This is a genomic window from Spiroplasma endosymbiont of Lasioglossum villosulum (genome assembly GCF_964020195.1).
Lineage (GTDB): Bacteria > Bacillota_I > Bacilli_A > Mycoplasmatales > VBWQ01 > Spiroplasma_E > Spiroplasma_E ixodetis_A.
Map to the genome: position 1 here is coordinate 1,194,066 of NZ_OZ026539.1, position 24,647 is coordinate 1,218,712.

The 24,647-nt window shown below is 29.7% G+C and carries 16 protein-coding genes, 1 tRNA gene, 3 rRNA genes and 1 pseudogene; all 21 read right to left on the reverse strand.

Going from position 1 to position 24,647, the window contains the following annotated elements; genetic code table 4:
- Window positions 1-31: 31 nt before the first annotated feature.
- The 21 genes and pseudogenes from AACK81_RS06815 to AACK81_RS06915 all read right to left on the reverse strand — a co-directional run bounded on the left by AACK81_RS06815 (window position 32) and on the right by AACK81_RS06915 (window position 24,610).
- Window positions 32-772, reverse strand: a complete 741-nt coding sequence (locus tag AACK81_RS06815; RefSeq protein ID WP_338960962.1) for a hypothetical protein — start codon at window positions 770-772, stop codon at window positions 32-34.
- On the reverse strand, window positions 741-1,274 hold the full coding sequence (locus AACK81_RS06820; protein ID WP_338960965.1) for a hypothetical protein: 534 nt from the start codon (window positions 1,272-1,274) through the stop codon (window positions 741-743). The genes AACK81_RS06815 and AACK81_RS06820 overlap by 32 nt, the downstream gene beginning before the upstream one ends.
- A 91-nt stretch (window positions 1,275-1,365) precedes the next feature.
- Window positions 1,366-2,080: pseudogene (locus AACK81_RS06825) on the reverse strand (DNA alkylation repair protein); the annotation flags it as partial.
- A 152-nt stretch (window positions 2,081-2,232) separates the two neighbouring features.
- Window positions 2,233-2,339, reverse strand: a 5S ribosomal RNA gene (rrf, locus tag AACK81_RS06830).
- Between the two features lie 82 nt (window positions 2,340-2,421).
- Window positions 2,422-5,359 (reverse strand): 23S ribosomal RNA (locus AACK81_RS06835).
- 191 nt (window positions 5,360-5,550) lie between these two features.
- Window positions 5,551-7,073 (reverse strand): 16S ribosomal RNA (locus tag AACK81_RS06840).
- The 16S, 23S and 5S rRNA genes sit together here, the layout of an rRNA operon.
- Before the next feature lie 310 nt (window positions 7,074-7,383).
- Complete coding sequence (gene thrS, locus AACK81_RS06845) at window positions 7,384-9,318, reverse strand: threonine--tRNA ligase (protein WP_338960970.1); 1,935 nt, start codon at window positions 9,316-9,318, stop codon at window positions 7,384-7,386.
- A gap of 43 nt (window positions 9,319-9,361) precedes the next feature.
- Window positions 9,362-10,768 (reverse strand): pyruvate kinase, encoded by a 1,407-nt coding sequence (gene pyk, locus AACK81_RS06850; protein ID WP_338960972.1) that lies wholly within the window; start codon window positions 10,766-10,768, stop codon window positions 9,362-9,364.
- A gap of 18 nt (window positions 10,769-10,786) precedes the next feature.
- Window positions 10,787-11,839 (reverse strand): ATP-dependent 6-phosphofructokinase, encoded by a 1,053-nt coding sequence (locus tag AACK81_RS06855; RefSeq protein ID WP_338960974.1) that lies wholly within the window; start codon window positions 11,837-11,839, stop codon window positions 10,787-10,789.
- A gap of 106 nt (window positions 11,840-11,945) precedes the next feature.
- Complete coding sequence (eno, locus tag AACK81_RS06860) at window positions 11,946-13,250, reverse strand: phosphopyruvate hydratase (protein ID WP_338960977.1); 1,305 nt, start codon at window positions 13,248-13,250, stop codon at window positions 11,946-11,948.
- A gap of 119 nt (window positions 13,251-13,369) precedes the next feature.
- Complete coding sequence (locus tag AACK81_RS06865; protein ID WP_338960980.1) at window positions 13,370-15,712, reverse strand: hypothetical protein; 2,343 nt, start codon at window positions 15,710-15,712, stop codon at window positions 13,370-13,372.
- Window positions 15,713-15,740: 28 nt separating this feature from the next.
- Complete coding sequence (locus tag AACK81_RS06870) at window positions 15,741-16,667, reverse strand: hypothetical protein (protein WP_338960982.1); 927 nt, start codon at window positions 16,665-16,667, stop codon at window positions 15,741-15,743.
- A 190-nt stretch (window positions 16,668-16,857) separates the two neighbouring features.
- Window positions 16,858-18,393 carry a 2,3-bisphosphoglycerate-independent phosphoglycerate mutase gene (gene gpmI / locus AACK81_RS06875; protein WP_338960985.1) on the reverse strand — a complete coding sequence of 512 codons (1,536 nt, stop codon included), beginning with the start codon at window positions 18,391-18,393 and terminating at the stop codon, window positions 16,858-16,860.
- Between the two features lie 17 nt (window positions 18,394-18,410).
- Window positions 18,411-19,787 carry a hypothetical protein gene (locus tag AACK81_RS06880; RefSeq protein ID WP_338960988.1) on the reverse strand — a complete coding sequence of 459 codons (1,377 nt, stop codon included), beginning with the start codon at window positions 19,785-19,787 and terminating at the stop codon, window positions 18,411-18,413.
- Between the two features lie 41 nt (window positions 19,788-19,828).
- Window positions 19,829-20,578 carry a triose-phosphate isomerase gene (gene tpiA, locus AACK81_RS06885; protein WP_338960991.1) on the reverse strand — a complete coding sequence of 250 codons (750 nt, stop codon included), beginning with the start codon at window positions 20,576-20,578 and terminating at the stop codon, window positions 19,829-19,831.
- Between the two features lie 16 nt (window positions 20,579-20,594).
- Complete coding sequence (gene nagB, locus AACK81_RS06890; protein ID WP_338960994.1) at window positions 20,595-21,344, reverse strand: glucosamine-6-phosphate deaminase; 750 nt, start codon at window positions 21,342-21,344, stop codon at window positions 20,595-20,597.
- A 27-nt stretch (window positions 21,345-21,371) separates the two neighbouring features.
- Window positions 21,372-22,565, reverse strand: coding sequence for an N-acetylglucosamine-6-phosphate deacetylase (nagA, locus tag AACK81_RS06895; protein WP_338960997.1), 1,194 nt, complete (start codon window positions 22,563-22,565; stop codon window positions 21,372-21,374).
- A 131-nt stretch (window positions 22,566-22,696) separates the two neighbouring features.
- A tRNA-Phe gene (locus AACK81_RS06900) sits at window positions 22,697-22,772 on the reverse strand.
- 96 nt (window positions 22,773-22,868) lie between these two features.
- On the reverse strand, window positions 22,869-23,603 hold the full coding sequence (locus AACK81_RS06905; RefSeq protein ID WP_338960999.1) for a hypothetical protein: 735 nt from the start codon (window positions 23,601-23,603) through the stop codon (window positions 22,869-22,871).
- A 116-nt stretch (window positions 23,604-23,719) separates the two neighbouring features.
- Window positions 23,720-24,109 carry a hypothetical protein gene (locus tag AACK81_RS06910; protein WP_338961002.1) on the reverse strand — a complete coding sequence of 130 codons (390 nt, stop codon included), beginning with the start codon at window positions 24,107-24,109 and terminating at the stop codon, window positions 23,720-23,722.
- Between the two features lie 114 nt (window positions 24,110-24,223).
- Window positions 24,224-24,610, reverse strand: coding sequence for a hypothetical protein (locus tag AACK81_RS06915; protein ID WP_338961005.1), 387 nt, complete (start codon window positions 24,608-24,610; stop codon window positions 24,224-24,226).
- Window positions 24,611-24,647 lie beyond the last annotated feature (37 nt).

Sequence of the window (24,647 nt, forward strand, 5' to 3'; positions counted from 1 at the left end):
ATTAAAAAAATACTAATTACTTATATATAACCTATATTTTATTAAAATTTTTAGCTGTATATAAAATTCCTTGCGATCCAGCAGCATAAATTGAATCATCTGGACCAACTGCTAAAGCAAAAATATGATCATCAGTATTTTTTATTCCAGATAATTCAGAACATAAATCTGTATCTTCTATTTTTTTATATACTTTATTAGAGTCAATACCAACAAATAAATTATTATCTCTATCAATGACTAAACCTTTAACCTCGTGGTTTGGATTTGTTTCTAATATTACCTCATATATTCCATTCTTTATCTTATAAAGACGACCATTTCAAGAACCAGCAAAAACAGTATTATCATTGTCAACTACTAAACTATCAATTTGATGCCCATCGTTTATTTGTTGAAATATTCCAAAAGTTTGACTTATTTTATCAGTTTTATAAATTATTCCACGATCATCATCACCAGCATAAATTGAGCCATCTGAACCAACTGCTAAACTATGAATATGATCACCATTTGTTCCTTGCATTAAACTAGTGCTTCCATTTTTGTTGATTTTGCATACACCAGTATTACTACCAACATAAACAGTTTCAGTATTTTTATCAAATGTTAAAGCTCAAATTCAGTTTTTTGGTCCTGGTATTATAATTTTTTCAAAACTACGTACACCATCACTCTTATAAACAAAACCATTATCACTACCAACATAAACATTATCTTCATTATCAATTACTAAGGCTCTAACTGCCCAATATCCTTCTAATCCTGCCATTAAAATCTAATCCTGTTGGAGTAATCTTATAAACCTTATCTTCTTGTGCTCTAAAAATATTACCTTGTGAATCAACACCTAAAGCATAAATGTTTCCATTTGTTAATTTTTGAGAAACAAAATTAGTAATACTATAATACAAATTAACTGTTCCTATATAATCACCTTTACCAATAATTGTAGCAGTACTATTATCTTGTCTTTTAATATCAAAATCATTAATAGTTAATGATTTAATTGGATGATTTGCTTCAATAATACCTATTAGTAAACTCATTTTAGATGGTGCTAAATCCTTCCCACTATTAATAAGTCCTAAATTATTATTTACTATTATATCTGCTAAGTTAATTGCACTATGTTTATTTTCTAAACTTTTTTTATTTTGAATATAATTAGTTGCAATATTAGTTTTTTCTTCAATTGTGTTTAATAGATTAGTTAAATTTCCTGTTGTTGTTGCAAGTGTTAAAACACTTAATGTTTTTATTAATGTTTTCATAAGTACCCCCTTTTTGATACTACTAATAGTTTTTTATAGTATACAATATATATAATATATATTAAGACTTTTAAAATAAAATACAAATCTTTTAATTTTCCAACTTTATAATTCTAATTAAATTGATATGTAGGTTAATTAAATAATTAATTAGACTATTTAATAGCCAACATCTTAAAATTAATGTATCTCAAGTAGTACCATTCACAATAAGTGAAATTGAATGAGTTCCTGTAATCCTTGTACTTATATCTGCAAAGCAATGTTTTTTTGCGTAAAATTTCTTCATATTTTCCTTTAAATATATCTCTGATATTTGGAATATTTTACGATTCCGTTTACCACTTGCTTTCACATAATCAATACTATATTCTAATCGTACCTTGATTGCTTTTTTTGTCTCAATCTTAAAAGAAAAAGTCATATTTTCTCCAATAGAAACAAATTCAGCACCTAAAGCAAAATCAATCACATTTACACAATCAATATTGGTAAAACCAAAGATTTTCATTACCTCCATATTGCCTTTTTTCAAAAGGGTCCTACAACCGTGCTTTACAATCCAATCAGTATGATTGTTTTTACCATATCATTCCTTTGCAATTTTTGTAACCAAGTCAGGATGTGTTTTAGAAATATCATTTAAATTATTTGCTACACTTTTACGAACATAAAAAGAGGGATCGGCTTTTAATTGTTGTAAAATTAAAATTTGTTAATGCCTGTCCTCATGGTAATTGAGGACGACAACCTTCACTAGCAAGTCGTCGCACATGCTCATTATCATGCTTAGATCAAGCAAGCATTTAATAATATTGATGAATAAAAAATGATTTATCAATAGCAGAGCGTATAAGTGGTTTAAAACAATCATAAATTAAAAATAAAATTATTTACTTATTTTAATATAAAAATTAAAAAAATCTTAATTTTTACATTAAGATTAACAATAAAAAAAATTTGGCATCGTGCTATTTTCCCATTGCTGGTATTTTCGCCGCTGGAGTGCTTAACTGCTGTGTTCGAGATGGGAACAGGTGTGACCACTCCGCCATGGACACCAAATAGTTTAGCAATTGCTCCCTAAAAACTAGAAACAGACATCTTTAAATTTGATTACTTTTGATTTGCAATAGAGAATATATTCTTCAATAAATCCTCGATCTATTAGTATCAGTAAGCTGAACATATCACTATGCTTACACACCTGACCTATCAACCTTGTAGTATTCAAGGGATCTTACTTCTTTCGAATGAGAAATCTCATCTTGGAACTGACTTCGCGCTTAGATGCTTTCAGCGCTTATTCATGCCCTACATAGCTACCCAGCTGTGCCACTGGCGTGACAACTGGTGCACCAGAGGTAGGTCCATTCCGGTCCTCTCGTACTAGGAACAGCTTTCCTCAAATTTCTTGCGCCCACGACAGATAGGGACCAAACTGTCTCACGACGTTCTGAACCCAGCTCGCGTACCGCTTTAATGGGCGAACAGCCCAACCCTTGGAAGCGACTACACCTCCAGGATGCGATGAGCCGACATCGAGGTGCCAAACCTCCCCGTCTATATGAACTATTGGGAGAGATTAGCCTGTTATCCCCGGGGTAACTTTTATCCGTTGAGCGACGGCCTTTCCACACAGCACCGCCGGATCACTAAGCCCAACTTTCGTTCCTGCTCGACTTGTATGTCTCGCAGTCAAGCACCCTTTTACCTTTGCGCTCTACATATGATTTCCATTCATATTGAGGGTACCTTTGGACGCCTCCGTTACTTTTTAGGAGGCGACCGCCCCAGTCAAACTACCCACCAGACACTGTTCTTAGACCAGATTATGGTCTCAAGTTAGAATTTCAATATAGCAAGGGTGGTATCCCAATGGTGACTCCATGCCTACTAGCGTCTGCATATCAACGTCTCCCACCTATGCTGTACAAACTACACCAAAATTCAATATCAAGTTGTAGTAAAGCTCCACGGGGTCTTTCCGTCTAATCGCGGGTAACCTGCATCTTCACAGGTACTAAGATTTCACCGAGTCTATAGCCGAGACAGCGTCCGGATCGTTACGCCTTTCGTGCGGGTCAGAACTTACCTGACAAGGAATTTCGCTACCTTAGGACCGTTATAGTTACGGCCGCCGTTCACTGGGGCTTCAGTTCAAAGCTTCGCTTACGCTAACAAATCTCTTTAACCTTCCAGCACTGGGCAGGCGTCACCCCCTATACATAGTCTTACGACTTAGCAGAGAGCTGTGTTTTTGCTAAACAGTCGCCCGGACCTCTTCACTGCGACTCATATTGCTATGAGCTCCCCTTCTTGCTAACTTACGGGGTTATTTTGCAGAGTTCCTTAGCTATAGTTATCTCGCTTGCCTTAGGATATTCTCCTTGACCACGTGTGTCCGTTCTCGGTACAGGCACCATGGTGATGTCTTTAGAAACTTTTCTTGGAAGTATGGCATCAAATGCTTCGTTACTAAGCGAACCGTTCACTCCCCATCGTACTTCAAGGTTAACGCTGTGCGGATTTGCCTACACAACCCTCTTTGTACTTAGCCCAGCACTACCAACCACTGGGACATTTTAGCCTTCTCCGTCATTCCATCAGTCACCATGGTGGTACAGGAATATCAACCTGTTATCCATCGACTACGCCTTTCGGCCTCGCCTTAGGTCCTGACTAACCCTGGGTGGACGAACCTAGCCCAGGAAACCTTGGTCAATCGGCATGAAGGATTCTCACCTTCAATCGTTACTCACGCCGGCATTCTCACTTCTAAACGCTCCACTAGTCCTTCCGGTCTAACTTCGTCGCAGATTAGAACGCTCCCCTACCGCCCACAATATATGTAAACATACATATAGACCCATAGCTTCGGTACAATGCTTAGCCCCGGTACATTTTCCGCGCAGAATCATTCGACTAGTGAGCTGTTACGCACTCTTTAAAGGATGGCTGCTTCTAAGCCAACCTCCTAGCTGTCTGAACAATTCCACATCGTTTTCCACTTAGCATTGATTTGGGGACCTTAGCTGATGATCTGGGCTGTTTCCCTCACGTCCATGGACCTTATCACCCATAGACTGACTGCCAGATATGTAACAATGGCATTCGCAGTTTAATTGCATTCAGTACCCCGAGGTGGGGCCATCATACATTCAGAGCTTTACCTCCATTGCACTAATTCTGACGCTAGTCCTAAAACTATATCGGGGAGAACCAGCTATCTCCAGGTTCGATTGGAATTTCACCGCTAGCCACAAGTCATCCACGGTCTTTTCAACGAACGTTGGTTCGGTCCTCCATTAACTGTTACATTAACTTCAACCTGCTCATGGCTAGATCACCTGGTTTCGGGTCTACGACCACATACTAAACGTCCTATTCAGACTCGCTTTCACTTCGGCTCCGTCTTTTCAACTTAACCTTGCATGTAATCGTAACTCGCCGGCTCATTCTACAAAAGGCACGCCGTCACCCATTAACGGGCTCCGACTTGTTGTAAGCATATGGTTTCAAAAACTATTTCACTCCCCTCTCGGGGTACTTTTCACCTTTCCCTCACGGTACTGGTTCACTATCGGTAATTGGTTAGTATTTAGCCTTACACAGTGGTCTGCGCAAATTCCGACAAGGTTCCACGTGCCTCGCCGTACTCAGGATACTGTCAAGAGATTTATACATTTCGCATACTGGGCTTTCACCATCTATGGCGTTGCTTCCCAACAACTTCTGCTATATATAAATTTTGTAACTCTTCATAGGTCGAACCTAATAGACAGTCCTATAACCCCAGTCTGACGACTGGTTTAGGCTGCTCCCTTTTCGCTCGCCGCTACTAAGGGAATCGCATTCGCTTTCTTTTCCTCTAGGTACTAAGATGTTTCAATTCTCTAGGTATCACTCTGCACAACTATGAATTCATTGTACAGTACTATCTGATTAAAGATAGTGGGTTTCCCCATTCGGACATCTCCGGATCAAAGCTTATTTCCAGCTCCCCGAAGCTTATCGCAGGTAATCGCGTCCTTCATCGTCTTCCAATTCCAAGGCATCCACCATACGCTCTTAATAATTTATTTTTAGAATATCCTATTGCAAGATAAAAATTATCTTATTTTTTTAAAAGATGTCTATTATCCAGTTTTTAAAGAACAATTGCTCAGAGAAAACAATCCCTGAAAACTAAACAGAACAAAAGAAGTAATCCAATAAATCATCCATCTAATTTTTCTTGTTGTCTTGGTTTCTTATTAGAAACTAAACTCCATAGAAAGGAGGTGATCCATCCCCACCTTCCGGTAGCGATACCTTGTTACGACTTAACCCCAATCATCAACCCTGCCTTTGGCAACTCCCTCCTTGCGGTTAGGACACCGACTTCTGGCATTGCCAACTCTCGTGGTTTGACGGGCGGTGTGTACAAGACCCGAGAACGTATTCACCGCGACATTGCTGATTCGCGATTACTAGCGATTCCGACTTCATGAAGTCGAGTTGCAGACTTCAATCCGGACTGAGACTGACTTTTTGAGATTTGCTTGACCTCGCGGTTTAGCGACTCTTTGTATCAGCCATTGTAGCACGTGTGTAACCCAGGTCATAAGGGGCATGATGATTTGACGTCGTCCCCACCTTCCTCTAGCTTACACTAGCAGTCTCCTTAGAGTCCCCAACTTAATGCTGGCAACTAAGGACAAGGGTTACGTTCGTTGCTGAACTTAACCAAACATCTCACGACACGAACTGACGACAACCATGCACCACCTGTATCCTTGTTAACCTCTACTATATCTCTATAGCTTCGCAAGGTATGTCAAGACCTGGTAAGGTTCTTCGCGTTGCTTCGAATTAAACCACATGCTCCACCGCTTGTGCGGGTCCCCGTCAATTCCTTTGAGTTTCACTCTTGCGAGCATACTACTCAGGCGGAGTACTTAATGCGTTAGCTACAGCACTGCCTCATGGCAACACTTAGTACTCATCGTTTACGGCGTGGACTACTAGGGTATCTAATCCTATTTGCTCCCCACGCTTTCGTGCCACAACGTCAATAATAGGCCAGTTAGCCGCCTTCGCCACTGGTGTTCCTTCATATATCTACGCATTCCACCGCTACACATGAAATTCCACTAACCTCTCCTATACTCTAGTAATGTAGTTTCCAAGGCGGTCAGGGGTTGAGCCCCTAAATTTAACCTCAGACTTGCAAAACCGTCTACGCACGCTTTACGCCCAATAAATCCGGATAACGCTTGCCACCTATGTATTACCGCGGCTGCTGGCACATAGTTAGCCGTGGCTTTCTGGTAAGGTATGGTCGATACTAAAATCATTTCCTATTCTAGCACTTCTTCCCTTACAACAGACCTTTACAATCCGAAGACCTTCATCAGTCACGCGGCATTGCTCCATCAGGCTTTCGCCCATTGTGAAAAATTCCCTACTGCTGCCTTCCGTAGAAGTTTGGGCCATGTCTCAGTCCCAATGTGGCCGTTCATCCTCTCAGATCGGCTACGCATCGTTACCTTGGTAAGCCATTACCTTACCAACTAGTTAATGCGCCGCATCCCCATCAATTAGCGAAGCAAATGCTCCTTTCATTATTTATCATTGCAAATAAATAACATATGCGGTATTAGCTCTGTCGTTTCCAACAGTTATTCCCCACTAAATGGTAGGTTAGATACGTGTTACTCACCCGTTCGCCACTAAAGATTGCTACTTTCGTTCGACTTGCATGTATTAGGCATACCGCCAGCGTTAATCCTGAGCCAGGATCAAACTCTCAATAAAATTGTTTTTGTTAAAAGATGATGTCTGACTTATTTAATTTTTAATAAAAAATTGACGGATTAATTCTTGTTCTATTTAGTTTTCAAAGATCGTTTTTTCTAGTTTGTAACCCATTTATTTTCGGGCACAATAAGTATCTTACAGAAAACAAAACCCAATGTCAATGAAAATAATAGTAAAAATATAAATATTTTTTTCGTATAAAAAAATGGTTTAAATTTTACTAAGTATATTAGTAAAATTAAATTGCTTAATTAACTAAAAAACCATTTAAGAATTAGAACCTTAAATGGTTTTTTAATTTTTATAGTTATATTTTATTCTCAACTTGTTTTGTTAATAATTTTAAAAATTCTGATAAAGTAACAATTTTACTTTCTTTTTGACCATACTGACGATAACTTAAATTATTATTTTCTATTTCCTTATCACCAATAATAATTTCATAAGGAATTTTTTGAGTTTGTGTTTCAACAATACGTTTGCCAATAGTTCCACTGCTAATAATTTCAGTTCGTAAATTATGTTGTTTACAAGTTTGCAATAATTTATTAGCATATTCTAAGGTTTTTTCTTTTTCATTTATTGGTAAAATTGCAATTTGCCTTGGTGCTAATCATAATGGAAAAACGCCTTTATTTTGTTCTAATAATGTGGCAATAAAACGTTCATATGTACCAATTAATCCTCGATGAACAATAACTGGATTTGTTTCATTATTATTTTCATCAATATAAGTTAAATTAAACTTTTTCGGTAATAAGAAATCGAATTGAATAGTAGATATTGTAATTTCATGACCTAATGCTGTTTTAATTTGAACATCAAATTTTGGTCCATAAAAAGCAGCCTCACCAATCATTGGTTTATACTCTAATTGTAATTCATCTAATACTTCACGTAATGCTGTTTCTGCTTGATTTCACATTTTATCATCATTAAAATATTTTTGTTTATCAGCAGGATCTCGTAAAGATAATGATAAATAATCAATTTTAATATTTAAAGTTTTTAAAACCTCAGCAATTAACTGATAACAACGTTTAAACTCTGTTTTCATTTGATCAAATCTAACAAAAATATGAGAATCAGTTAATTCCATACTTCTTACTCGTTCTAAACCAGTTAAAGCACCACTTGCTTCATAACGATATAATAAAGCATGCTCACTTAAACGCAAAGGTAAATCTTTATAACTACGAAGAGCACTTTTATAAATCATACAGTGATGAGGACAAGTCATTGGTCTTAATACCAATTGTTCTTCTTCTTTTTTAATTGGAGTAAACATATTTTCACGATAATGATCTCAATGACCACTTTTTTTATATAATTCAACAGAACCTAAAACTGGTGTTGATACTTCTTGATAATCTCACATAAATTCTTGTTTTCTCAAATATTTCTGCAAAACTTTTTTAATAACCATACCATTTGGTAAAAATATAGGTAATCCTTTACCACAATCATCATTAAAAATAAAAATATTTAATTCTTTACCTAGTTTGCGATGATCACGATTTTTTCGTTCTTCAAGTTCATTAAGTTTATCTACTAATTTTACTTTTGAATAATCACAAATACCAGAAATGCGCTGTAATTGTTTATTTTTATCATTTCCTAATCAATATGCACCAGTAATACTTAATAATTTAAAATCTTTTATTGATGAAGAATTATTAATAGCAACACCCGATGCCACTACTAAAGTCTTATTATCAACTAAATAAGAGCATTTTAATCCATTAACATGATTTAATTTAATATATTCTAAAGCAAAAGGATTGTCTTTATGAGTTTTTAAAGATTCTTCTTTAGTTTGACAAACTCTTTTAATTTCAATATTTTTTATTAAAATTTCACGCATTTTCTCTTCAATTTTAATTAATTCATCATTAGAAAGTCGCTTTTCATAATCAAAATCTAAATAAAAACCATTATCATTAGTATTAGCAATCGTAATTAACGCTTGTGGATACATTAATTTAATAGTATGAGCTAAAATCATAGCACATCCATAATTTAAAATAGTTCATCCTAAAGCATCATCTTTTTTAATAAACTTGATTTCAGCATCTTCTTTAATTTCTCAATATAAATCTTTTAATTGTCCATTCAGAGTAAAAGCAATAATTGAAGAATCTATATTTTCATTTTCCTGTTTTAATAATTGATAACCAGTAATTGGATTTTCAATATTATAAGTCATCGTTTTGCCATTTAATTTAATTACATTAATTTTCATGTTTTACCTAATTCCTTTTCTAATTTACCTAAGTAGTACTAGGTTATTTGACAATAAAAGTTGTAAAAGGATTAGTATTATTATTAATATCTACTACTAATACTTTTGATTTAGTAGGGATTATATAAGTGCTACTAATGCTTTTAACTAATTGCGAAGAATTACTTAATTCTACTGGAATTCCTTCAACTGCTAAAAAAGTATAAATTCCAAAGTTTATTGCAAATTTATTATAATCAATAACATTATTAACAATAGGAATTATATAAACTGGCAAATGAGCATTAGCAATAGTTCTAATATAATTACTATCTTGACTATTAGTAATTAAATATTGTGGTTTTTCTTCAATAATTTTTTTAATAGTTTTAGCAACTAATTGATCTTTTGTATGCAATAAATCAGTAGCAATTTTACTCTGTTCTTGATGACTTTCAGCATCAACAAGAATTTTACTCATTGTTGCAATTGATAACACAGAATAGTTACCATTGGCAGATTCACCCGATAACATTGTACATGTTGCTCCCCAATCCATAGCAACCCAAACATCAGTAACTTCAGCGCGTGTTGGATGAGGATTATCTATCATTGAATCTAGCATTTGCGTAGCAACAATTATCGGTTTGTTAACAGTACGACATTTTTTAATTCATTCACGTTCTAAAAAAGGAACTTTTTCAAAAGGAATTTCAACTCCTAAATCACCACGAGCAACCATAATAGCATCTGATTCTTTTAAAATTTCATCAAAATTATTAACTGCTAATTGTGATTCAATTTTAGCAATGATTTGAATATGTTTACCATCATTATCATCTAAAACTTTGCGGATTTCTTTAATATCAGCTGCTGAACAAACAAATGATGCAGCAACATAATCTACTTTTTGCTGACAACCAAAAATTAAATCTGCTCTATCTTTTTCAGAAATAAAAGGTAAAGACAATTTAACATTTGGAATATTAATAGCACGACGATCTTTAATAGTATGTGTATTTAAAGCTTGACAAATAACAGTATGATCTTTAACCGCTGTAACCTTTAATGTTAATTTACCATCATCTACTAGTAAATTAACATTAACTTTAATATCCTTTGCTAAATTACCATAATTTACAGAAAACTTATCGGCAGTACCAATAATCTCTTTATTATCAATTATCGTAATAATTTCATTTTTTTTGATTTCTACACTACCCTTTGTAAAGGTATGTGTTCTAACTTCTGGACCTCTAGTATCTAACATAATAGCAACTGGTACATTTAATTGTTTAGATACTTCTCTAATCATTAAAACCCTTGCTAAATGTTCATCATGAGTACCATGAGAAAAATTTAAACGCCCACAAATTGAGCCATTTTCTATTAGTTGTTTAATAACATCAGCAGAATTTGAAGCAGGTCCTAAAGTAGTTACACATTTAGTTCTTTTTATAATTGATATCAAATTATTCACCTCTTTTTATTAAGTATTTTTTTTAAAAATAACTCCTGACAAACGTAAAATTTTATTAGCAACGTTATTTTTATTTATTGAAGGTGTGTTTAATGCATCTTGAATTTCAATAGCTACTAATTTATTATCTTGTAATCCAATACAAATACTAGATTTATTACTATTTGCAAATCTTTCGGCAGCAAAAATACCCATCATTGTTGCTAAATAACGATCAAATGCACTTGGTGTTCCCCCACGTTGAATTTGACCCAATATTACTGCTCTTGTTTCACAATCAGTATCTTTTTCAATGATTTTAGCTATTTTATTAACATCATATTGACGTTCAGTTACTACTATTACTAATGAACGACGTTGTTTTTTAGTGTACAACTGTTTAATAATATCAATCAATGACTGTTCTCCAATTCCTAAATCTTTAGTTGCAACTAAATCACAATTTGCAGCAGCAACACTATGAAGAGCAAGGTCACCACAATTACGACCCATTACTTCAACAATCATAATTCTTCCATGAGAATTAGCGGTTTGACGAATTTTATCAAGATTTTCAACAATTGTATTAAGAGCGGTATCAAAACCAATAGTAAACTCACTTGAACTAATATCATTATCAATAGTACCTGGAATACCCACACATTGAATAGCTGCTTCATTACTTAATTTTTGCAAACCATTATATGTGCCATCACCACCAATAGCAATTAAACCTTCAATTTTTTTAGATTTTAAAATTTCAATACATTTTTTACGAGTTTCTTCTTCCTCAAATTCTCTAAAACGAGCAGACCCAATGATTGTTCCCCCCATCTCAGTTCCTAGATCAATTAAATTTGCTCAATTGTTATCAATAACATGAATGTCATTTGTCATTATTCCTTTATAACCATTTTTTATTAAAACTAATTCAAATGGTCTTTTATCAGCAGTAGCAATTTTACTATTTTCATGATTTATACCACGAAGAGTCTTATATACTGCATTAATAACATTATTCATACCTGGTGAATCACCACCAGAAGTTAAGATTCCAATTCTTCTTTTATTTAATTCTTGCATATTTAGTCATCCTCTCTTCTAATTACATTATTTTAGTGATAATTATTATAATTTGTTTAAAATTAAAAAGGATATCAGTAAATTTAACCATAAAATATGATTTTAATTAATTAATATTATAAAATACATCGTCACCTAAAAATTTAGCTTGATCTGCTAAATCAGCTTCAATTGTTAATAAACGATTGTATTTTGCAACACGATCAGTTCTTGACATTGAACCTGTTTTAATTTGTCCAGTATTAAAAGCTACTGCTAAGTCAGCAATCGTTGTATCTTCAGTTTCCCCAGAACGATGAGATACTACTGCCGTTCACCCAGCTTTTTGACACATTTCAATAGCTTCCATAGTTTCAGTTAATGTTCCAATTTGATTTAATTTAATTAATACTGAATTAGCAACGTTTTTAATAATTCCTTCTTTAATAATTTTTGGATTAGTAACGAATAAATCATCACCAACAACTTGGAATTTACCTTCTGATTTTTCTAATAATAATTTAAATCCTTCTCAATCACCTTCAGCCAAACCATCTTCAATTGAAATAATTGGATATTTTTTAGTTAAATCAACTAAATAATCTACTAGTTGCGCTGAAGTTAATAATTTTTCAGTATTTTTACTTTTACCATCTTTATTACCAAAAACATATTTACCATTTTTATAAATCTCTGATGATGCACAGTCCATAGCAATTTTTATATCTTTATTTGGAGTATAACCCGCTTTTTTAATAGCTTCAACAATTAAATCTAATGCTTCTTCGGTTGATTTTAAATTAGGAGCAAAACCACCTTCATCACCAACTGCAGTAACTAAACCCTTACCTTTTAAAATACTTTTTAAAGCATGAAAAGTTTCGGCAGCCATTTGGATTGCCTTTGAAAATGTTTTAGCACCAACTGGCATTATTAAAAATTCTTGAAAGTCAATATTATTATCAGCATGAGCACCACCATTAATTACATTTAACATTGGGACTGGCAACTGACAAGCATTAGTACCACCTAAGTATGTATATAAGGACACATATAATTCATCAGCGGCAGCTTTAGCAACTGCTAATGATACCCCTAAAATAGCATTGGCACCTAATTTTGTTTTATTTTCTGTTCCATCTAACTTAATCATTGTTTGATCAATTAATCTTTGATTAGTAACTTCCAAACCAATAATAGCTTCGGCAATATTTTCATTAATATTTTTAATGGCTTTCATAACACCAAGTCCACCATAAACTTTAGTATCTTTGTCTCGTAGTTCTAAAGCTTCTCTAGTACCTGTTGAAGCACCTGATGGCACTAAAGCAAGCCCGTATCCACCATCTTCAGTTCAACATTCAACTTGAATAGTTGGATTTCCTCTTGAGTCTATTACTTGTAGTGCTCTAATATCAATAATGCAAGACATATTTATTAATTCCTTCTTTCTTTAATATTTCACTAATTATTATACAGAAAAAAATATTGTTTAGAATCAAAAAAGCACAAATATTTTTTATTTGTGCTTCTAAAATAATGATGATTTAATTACATTTGTTGTTGTTGTGGATGTTGAGTTGTACTACTTGGTAATGATGCTCCATTAACTTTAGCAACAGTATCACTATTTCATGGTTTTGGAGTTACTCCATCATCTTCTGGTATTAAACTTTCAGGATTATTAAGAGCAGTAACTATTGTTTCCATTAATTCATCAGTTTCAATCCTTTTTTGATTAAAATTATTACTATCAGATAAATCTTTCCTATTAATAGTTACATTTTGTTTTACTTCATCTCTATAAAAGGTATAACTTATACTTTTAAAATTATCATCTTTATCAAAAGTTAAAGAAAAATCAACTTCATTTTTAGCTAAATATGATAATGCACGAATTTGTTCAGGACTAAGTTTCACTTCTGCTTTTAATGGAATTCCAAGTTCATCATTACATAAAACATAACATTTTCCATTAAAAATATTAAAATTAAAAGTTTTAGTATTTTTTAAAAATAAGTTTGATTTTAAATCAAGTATTGGTGTTACTGTTCTTGCTTCTAATACTCTTGCTTTTGCTTTTTGATTTATGGTACTAAGTTGTTCTTTATCTTCATCACTTAACTTATTAGAGCAATTTACTTTCTTATTATTTTCATCAAAATAATATGCTCTTAAAAATTTACCATCACACTTATTAAATAAAATAACAGTATTTGCTTTTTTATTTTGTTCTATTAAATTATTCAAAATATCATTTTCATTTTTTTCTAATTTTAATTTTTTATCCAATGTTTGCTCATCAGTTGTTATATTTAAATCTCATAATTTTCTACTATCATCTCATTTTAAATTAATAACATTTTTAACGATAACTGGAGATAATTTTGTAACTGATGGTTTTGGTGATATTACCTGTTCAGCAGCAGCTCTTGCCACTTTAACTTGTGCTCCATTTTCTCCACAGTGAATACCCTTTAATCCATCAGGAAATAAATTATTATTTGCAAAACTTTTTCTTAATTCCGATAAAGAAATTGTTCCAATACATTGTAGTTGATTTTGATCAGCAATAACTACTCATTTTTCTACTAAATTATTACTTGGGTTTTTCGCAAAGTATACTTTTTGATACTTACCAGCAACTTCTATATCATTATTTCATATATTTTTATTTTCTTGAGAAAGTTCTTGTTCAAAAATTACATTTTCTGGATCTGATTTAGCATCTGATATTTTTATTTTACCATCTTCTATTACTAAACTATACAAACCTTCTATGCTATTATTTTGCAATGTTTCAGAGATATTATTTGCAATCTGTAAAGGTTCAGGTAAATCTTCTGGTAACACTTCTGGTGCATTTACTAAAAAACGCATAGCAACTAAATCAATTTCTTGTTGCTCTTCTTTAAGAAGAAATGCTAATCCATTATTAATTGTTGGTTCTATAGTAAATCCTAATTGTGGAGGAATACTTAATGCTTTTAAATCATCAAATTGCTGGTCGGTTAAAGGATTAAATTCATATGCTTGATATTTTACATTATCATATATTCATCCTAGAACAGGTTTTTTTGTTATTTTATAGGTTTCTCAAAAAGTTTCTCCATTTTTGTTAATCTTTTTATTTAAATAAAAAATATCATTATCAGTAATACTTTGAGCAGTTGTTGAGATTATAAAAGTATCATTTGGATCAGTAACATTTTTAATAAAAATTTCATTTCCTTGACGATAAATAAAATAGTCTTTTTCAACATTCACTAAGTTTAAATGTTTTTTAAAATTTTCAATCATTGTACTATTTGAAGAATAATCATTAATTTTATAGTGTTCCACATCTCAAACTGGGTTTAGTTGTTCAAATGGATTTCGCAACTGTGGAGCATCTAATAAATTATTAATCTTTTGATTAATTAAAACATCATTTTCTTTAAACAGTCCAGAATTTATAAAAATTCCATTAAATTCTGATAATTTTATACTTCCTAATAATCCTAATTCAGGTCTTATTTCACCTTCAGATTCATCAAATAAAATTTTATATATTTTAATTTTAGTATTGTCAGTTTCATCTTCAATGAAAACTAATTGGTCTTTTTTAAATAAACTTTGATCATTTTGAGTTAATGATTCATCACTAATAAATATAGTATTAACTAATGAACCACTATCAACAACAAATTTTCTATCTTGATTTAAACTAACTATTTTTTTTACTTTTAATGGATTAATCTTGAAAGAAGAATTCTTTAAAATATTAAGTGTATTCTTTTTTGAATATAGGTCATCCTCTACTTCAATAGCAATATCTTCAACATCACTTATTTCTGATTGATATATATTTCTCATAATGTTTGTAAATCATTTAAAATTTTTCATTAGTGGCATTTTTATTTTTCTCCTTTAATTATTACATTTATGGTGTTGGTGTAGATAAAACTGACTTAACACTTTGTTCTACTGGTTTTGATGGTGGTTCAGTACCATTAACTTCCTTTGCAGGAAAAGAATTATTACTTTGTACTTCTTTTTTAGATGCAACAGAATTATTTTGTCAATGTTGTGAATGTAAAGAAGAGGCTGTACTAATTACTCTTTCAAAAGTATCAATTAATTTTTCAGCAATTTTTATATCTTTCCTCTTATGAGTCTGGTTATCAATAATATATGCAAACAAAATCTTTCCATTTTTATCAACTTCAATATTTATACTACCATTACGAGGACATTTTTTGGCTACAAAGTTTTTAAATTCCTTAGCATCATTTACATCTACAGGAACAATTGTTTTGTTTTTATTATCAATAAACAAATAACACGTTCCATTTTCAGTAAATGATAATTTCATAGGCTCTTCAGATCTTTTTATAATATTAACATTAAGATCATCTAACTCTTCTTTATATTCTTCATTATTTAAATTATTGGATTCTGATTCAGTTTTTAATAATAATGCTGGTAATTCTTTTTTACCTAAATATTCAAGAATAATCTTATCATTTTCTTTTTTAGTTCGATATAAATGTACTAGAGAACTATCTAATTTTTCTTTTACTATTACTAGTTGTTGTAATTGATCACTATTAATTACTAAAGGTGGTTGTTGAATAATACTAACGTTTTCATCATTAGTTTTTTTTACTAAACGTCCCTTTTCATCTACATATACAAGTTCAATAATATATTCTTTTAAACTACTATCCAATTGTGTTTTTATATCATCAATCTTAACTTCCAAACTATTTAAAGTTATATTGGGTGATGATTCATCTTTTTTAGAACTTAATGATTTTTGTAGAAAATCATTAAGTTCTCGATATTCTACTGTCTCTGATAATGGCATACTCTACCTCCATAATTTTTAATAAATGTATAAATTTCCAAAATATAAAAACTAAATATAATAAACCCCTTATATTTATTTAAAAAAAATAAAAGGGGAAACACTATATTTAATTCATATGTCTATATTTTAATACTTTTATATTCTTAAAACAAGCACTTATCAATAAAAAGAAAAAATCAATATATTTTTATTTAATAATTAAAGACTCACTTGTCATAACAGTTGGTTTAACTAAACCCAAAACGTCTAATAGCGTTGGAGCAATATTTGCTAAGCAACCACCTGATTTTAATTTTAATCCTGTTTTACAAAAAATAAATGGTACTGGTTGCGATGTATGTTTTTTATTAGGATTACCCTCTTTATCAATCATGATTTCAGCATTACCATGATCAGCAGTAATCATTAAAATACCATTCACTTTTTTTATTGCTTGATACAATTTTCCAAGACATTCATCAATAACATCAATGGCAGCAATGGTAGCATTTAAAACACCAGTATGACCAACCATATCTGGATTAGCAAAATTTAAAACCATAACATCATATATGTTTTTAGAAATTTCACTTTCTAAACGAGTAGTAATTTCGCGAGCACTCATTTCTGGTTTTAAGTCATAAGTTGCTACTTTTGGTGAAGGAATTAAAATTCTTGTTGATAGTGGATATTCAACATCAACACCACCATCAAAAAAATAAGTTACGTGTGCATATTTTTCAGTTTCAGCAATTCGTAATTGATGATATTGATTTTTACTTAATCATTCCCCTAAAGCATCAAGCATTGATATAGGTGGAAAAATAACACCTTGTGGTTTAACACTTTTAGCATATTCCATCATTGAAATAAAAAAAGTATTTTTTAATGTTGGTATTTTCATACTAATATTAAAATCATATTTATTATTTGTTAATGCTGATGCTAATTGAATTGCACGATCAGGACGAAAATTAGCAAAAATAATGCTATCGTTATTAGTAATATTGCCATTATTAATTTCAGAATTATAAGCAGGCATAATAAATTCATCATTACGACCAGCACTATATTCTGCATTAACATAAGCAATAGGATCAATAAATGAAGCGCCTTCATGATTAACTATTACATCATATGCTATTTTTAAACGATCTCAACGTTTATCGCGATCCATAGCATAATATCTTCCTGAAATAGTAGCAAGCATACCAACACCTAATTGTTTCATAGTTTTTAATAACTGTTCAATATAAATTTTAGAAATATCAGCTTTTGTATCACGACCATCTAAAATAGCATGAACATAAACATTCTTAAAATTTTGTTGTTTAGCAATTTCTAATAATGCCAAAATATGATTAATATGAGCATGTACTCCACCATCACTTAGTAAACCAATAATATGAACATTACTATTATTTTTTTTGGCATGATTAATTGCTGACAATATTGTTTCATTTTTAAAAAATGTTTTATCATTTATTGACTTATTAATTAATGTTAATGACTGATAAATTACTCTACCGGCACCAATTTGTAAATGTCCAACTTCAGAGTTGCCCATTTGTCCTTCTGGTAAACCAACTACAAGGCCAGAAGCTGAAACTTCAGTATGCGGATAAGTTTTTAATAAATAATCCAAATTAGGTTTTGTTGCAGAACTAATGGCATTAGTTGCACTAGATTTTGCAATACCAAAACCATCTAAAATACATAGTAATATTGGTTGTTTTGTTTTCATAAATTTCACCTCATATTTTATTTAATAACTTGCAACTGATGTTTAAAATTATCAGATTTAAAAATAGTAATCATTTTAGTAATAAAATCAGTAATACATTGATAATGAACAGTACTCAAAATAACAATATCTTTTTTAAAGACTATTTTAATAGATTGCTTTTTAGTAATTTTAGTAATTATTGTTTTTAAATCACAAATTGATTTTAAATCTTCACTTAATAAAATAACCATACTAGGATTATCACTAATATTATTAGAAAGAAATAAAATAGTATTACTACTATTAGCTAATAAATTGTGTCCTTTAATTTCCATTAAATTATAATCTAATAAATCATTATTAAAAGAATAATGAGTAATTTTCAAATTATCAATGACTTCTGAATAATAACCATAAGCAAAAGTCTGCGATAAATTTTCTAATATATCTTGAGATACTATCCGCCATTTTGAAAATGACTTCAATAGTTCTTTATGAATTTTTTGTAATTGTCATAAATCTTGATAATTAGTAATATTAGTTATCGGTGCTATTGGTTGAATATTTTCAGGCTGATTAATTGCTCTAATTTTTTTATTAATAGCATTAATAGCAATAATGATTGGTTTTTTAGCATTAATAAAAAAGTTTTCAATTCGTTGTTTATTACCTGCTATTAATGTTATTTTTCGCTGATCTTTATTAGTTTTAATAGCAACAACTGCTATTTTTTGCAAATTAATAATTTCTTGTAATTCAACTTCATTAAATTTTTTTAAATAACTATATTCTTTTTTATTTTGCAATAAAATTAACTGTTCTAATGATAATTTTTGTTCTAATAAAGAATTAATGATACATTCACTTTGCAATATTTGTTTTCTATTTATCTTTAAATTATTAAGAACAACAATAAAATTTTGTTCAGTAATAGAAATAGAACTAAAATTAGAAGTTTTATAATTTAATTGTTTCATCAAACTATTTGTAAATAATTTAGCACCAATTTTATTATTAACTAATGATTGATGATGACTTTCATTGATGGTTAAATATAATGGAATATCGTTAATAACGATTGGTCCACTATTAACTTTAACTAAATGAATATAAGTATTAGGAATAAGAGTATTATTAACATCAATTACTTCACCAGTAAAATATTCATTAGTAATAATACCTTTGTCACTAACAATACTATCACTACTAGAAGCAAAAATAGTTTTAGTACAAATAATAAAGCCAATTTGTTCTAATTGATTAGTGTCTTCACCATTTTTACTAAACAATGCTAAAATTTCTGACTTATTCCTAAAAGCATTGACAAAAGTGGTTGCCGGAAAGGCACGATGTTTAATTTTTTTTGTTAGTTTTGTTCACATACTTTTAATTTGTATCTTTGATAATTCCATGTTTAGTTAACTCCTTATTTTTATTAGTAATTTAAATAGAGTTAAATTAGTAAATCAAAAAAAGATTGTGGTACTAATGAAGCACCTCCAACTAATGCACCATCAATGTCAGGTTCAGAAAGTATTAATTTAATATTATCGGGTTTTACTGAACCACCATACTGAATACGTACTTGTTCTGCAACATTTTTATTATATAATTCACTAATAAATTCACGAATCATTTTACAAACCGTTTGAGCTTGTTGAGCTGTTGCTGTTTTACCAGTACCAATTGCTCATATTGGCTCATAGGCAATTACTAACTTAGCAATATTTTCTACTTTAATATTTTTTAATGCTAACTTAATTTGATTTTTAATTACTTCATTAGTCTTTTTATTTTCATATTGGTTTAAAGTTTCACCACAACATAAAATTGGTATAATATTAGCATTAAATAGTGAATGTAATTTTTTATTTATTGGTTCATCTACTTCATTAAAATACATTCTGCGTTCAGAATGACCAATAATAACATGACTAACCATCATATCTTTTAGCATCTTAATTGAAATTTCACCAGTATATGCACCTTCGGTTTCATAATGACAATTTTGAGCTGCAATAATTAAAGCAGAAGTTTTATTCATTTTTAATAAAGGTAAATTAGTAAAACTAGCTGCTATTCCATAATCATATTTAATAGTTTTAGTTTTTAATAATTTATTAAATTCATTTAAAAAAAATTGAGTTTCTTCTATATTTTTATACATTTTTCAATTTCCAATAATAATCTTTTTACGTTCCATTTGTTTCTCCTTTAAGTTAATTTTTTTTTGATATAGTTGGCTTTAATAATGTTGCTGCTTCTTCATCAATAATAATTGTAACATCATCATGATTTTGTAAAAAAGTACATGGATAATTTGGAGAAACTTTACCTTCAACTAACTCTCGAATAGCTTGTGCTTTATTAGTTCCTGTAGCAATTAAAACAATCAATTTAGCTTGTAAAATAGTATGAATACCCATCGTAACAGCTTTGGTTGGTACATCTTCAACTTTAGAAAAAAATCTTTTATTAGCTTCAATTGTTTCTTTAGTTAAATTAACAACATGTGTTTTACTACTTGCAAGAGTACCTGGTTCATTAAAAGCAATATGACCATTAGTACCTAACCCCAATATTTGTAAATCAATTGGTCCTTTTTCTTTTAATAATTTTTCATACTCTTCCACATTTTGGTCTAAATCACCAATACCTTTAGGAACATACGTATTTTTTAAATTAAGACTTTTAATATGATTAAATAATTGATGATTCATAAAATAACGATAACTTTTTACATGATCTGGAGTTAAACCAACATATTCATCTAAATTAAATGTTACGACTTTTGATCAATCTCTTTTGTTATTTTTTGCATCTGCTATTAATAAATCATATGTTTCAATTGGACTACTTCCCGTTACCAATCCTAAAATAGCATTTGGTTTAACTTTAATAATATCAATAATAATTTTACTTAATAATTGAGCAACCTCAGTTTTATCTTTTAAAATAATTAATTTCATAATTTAAAAACCCCTTACATTACTTACTTATTCTTGCTGATATGCAATTTTTCCTTCACATATTGTTAAAAAAATATCATTATTCTTAGTTAATACAATAATATCTGCTAATTTACCAATAACAATATCACCCGTTTTATTTGCAATTCCTACTTGTTTAGCACTATTATAAGAAGCCATTTTGATGCAATCTTGTCAATTATTATTAGTAATTTTTAATAAATTTTTAAAACCAGCAATCATTGTTGCAATGCTGCCTGCTAATTTTCCGGTTGCTTCAACAGTAACCTTACTATTACTTTTAATGACAGGTAATGGTCCCAATAAATACTTACCATCAGGCTGTCCTTTCGCACTCATGGCATCAGTAATCATACAAATTCCATCGGCACCTTTAATTTTATATGTTATTGCTAAAATATCAATATCAACATGAATTCCATCACAAATTAACTCAGTAACTAATTGATCATAATATAATGATGCCGGAACAACACCAGGATCACGATGATTATAGGGGCTCATTGCATTATAAAGATGGGTAATATGCGTTAAACCACATTCAACAGTTTTAGTTATTTCTTTAAAAGTAGCATTACTATGACCAACACTAGGAATAATGTTATTTTTAATTAATGAAGAAATAAAATTTGAATTTTTATTATTTAAATTAGGATCTATCTCAGGAGCATAACCAATAAATTTTAAATTTTTGTTACTAATTATATTTCAAGATTTTACTAAATTAAGATCAGGAACATGAAGTAATGACGGAGTATGTGCTCCTTTTTGTAATTCTGAGATAAAAGGTCCTTCTAAATATGCACCAATAATTCGTGCCTTGTTACCTTTATTTTCTGTTTTCATATACTTAGCAAATACTGAAAGAACATTATCAATTTCTTTTTTGCTGGCAGTAACTGTTGCATAACAAAACTTTGTTACTCCCTCTTTTGGAACTAATTTTGCAAAATTATTAATTGATTCAATGGTACCATCCATTAAACTATAGCCATAACCTCCATGTACATGTAAATCAATAAAACCAGGTATTATTGTTTGATTATGACAATCAATAACCTGAGCATCTTGAAATTCATAATTATACTTTCCTTCATTAATTTGGAAAATTAAATTATCTTTAATTACTAAAAAACCATTATTTATTATTTTCTTAATGCTAATTATTTTCGCATTATTTAAAACTAAAATTTTAGACACTAATACCCTTCTTTCTAGAATTATTAATTGTTTAAAATTGCTAATGACACTATTATACCTAAAATTTTAACTTAAACCTAAATCTAAGAAAAATAATTAAAAAAAGGCTTAATTGCCTATATTTTAAATAATGGTGGCTCGAAGCGGATTCGAACCACTGACACTTCGCTCTTCAGGCGAATGCTCTACCAACTGAGCTACCGAGCCGTTACCTATACAATAATAGCATATAAAAGTAAAAAATAACAAGGGGTTAAAACTTATTTTTTAATTTATTTAAATATATATTTATTTTTTTACTAATTATCTTCTAATTACATATCTTCTTCAACAAGGTTTTTCAGTTTTTGGCATTAAGTAATTTGAGTCTCTTCTAATTTCTTCTTTTCAATTATTATTTGATAAATCAGTAGACTCATTTTCTTTAGCAATATTTGTTTGTAAAAATATATTATTACCAATAATATTTAATGATTCACTTCTTTGAAATTCATGATCACTACATACATCATTTACTAAACTTTTGACAATCTCACATAATTTTTTACAAGTATCTAATATCAATTTATATTTTTCTTTACCTTTTCATTTTTCAATTAATGATTCACAATTTTCAATAAATTTATCCTGTCATTCTTTAAACTCTTCGGAATTAATTGTCTTAGTTAAATCACCATCACAATAATAAGTTAATATTTCTTTTCAAACATTACGTCATACTTTTCTCATATTATTATGAGGAGTTTTAACTTTCAATTTTTTAATCAAAAAATCAAAATCTTGAATTTTATTTCTTCTTCAACAATTTAATAATGCAGTAATAATCGGAATTACTAATTGTTTATTATTTATTTTTTCTATTATTTCTTGTTTTTTATTTTCAAGATCTTCTAATCTAGTTATACGTTCTTTTTCTAATTCTTGTAAAATATTAAAATACTCTTGATATTCTTTTATTGCTTGTGAATATATTATTAATTTAATTATTACTTCTCATTTGTTTATAAGTTTAATATCCATTTTAATCATTCTTTCCATTAGTTCAAATATATCTCTTATAACCCACTATTTAATCCGATAATTTATTTATGTTTTATAAATAAATTCAATATATATATATATATATAATTTTAATAATTTATTTTATTAATAACTTATGCTACAACTGTTTGTTTAGGAGAATGAAAGTCAATATCCATATCAATATTAATACTTTCACCGAAACTATCACTTGACTCACTAATGCCGCTTTCAGAAACAAGACATGTATCAGAATCTAATTGAGATGATAATGATTTATCATCATTAATAACTTTAATTTTGTATTTTTTTTGAAATTCAATATTTTTTAAAACATCTTTAAATAAAGTTACTGCAAAATTACTAATTAACTCTACTTTTAAACTATTAAATCCAAGATTTTTAATTACTTTTTCACATGTAGCAACAAATTCGACTTTTCACACTTCATATTCAGAAAACTTTAAATTTTTAGATTTTTTTTGTTCTAAATAAAATGCTAATAGTTTAGAAGATAAATCCAATTCTGCTTTTTTAAGCGCTGACTTATCTAGTGATTTAGTATAAAGATCTTTAAATTTTTTAAAAAAAATTCTTTTTCTGCAATCTTTTCACCTAATTTAATTTCTCAATTTTTGTTACTTTTTTAACTGTCTACATTTTCAAATCTTATAAAATCATATGTTTTTTATTTTTCGTAATTTCATATTATTTTTTTCTATTTTATCTGTAATAACTTTTATTTTTAAATCAATTTCTTTTAAAACCAATTCTTGATTATCTTTTAGATTATTATATTGTTCATTAACTAATTTATAACTGGCAAATGCTACTTGAAAACTTAATATTTCTTTACTATTAATTGTTTCATAAATAAATTTTTCCATTAAATTTTTTACTTTTATAACTTCCAATTCATGTTTGTTTTGAAAAGTTTCATCACGAAATACATCTAAAAATAAAGTTTGTACTTTATTAGTTATTATTTTAATATTTTCTAAATCAAATCCTTGTAATTCATTCATTTTTATATTAGCAAATTCAATAAATATATTTGCTCAT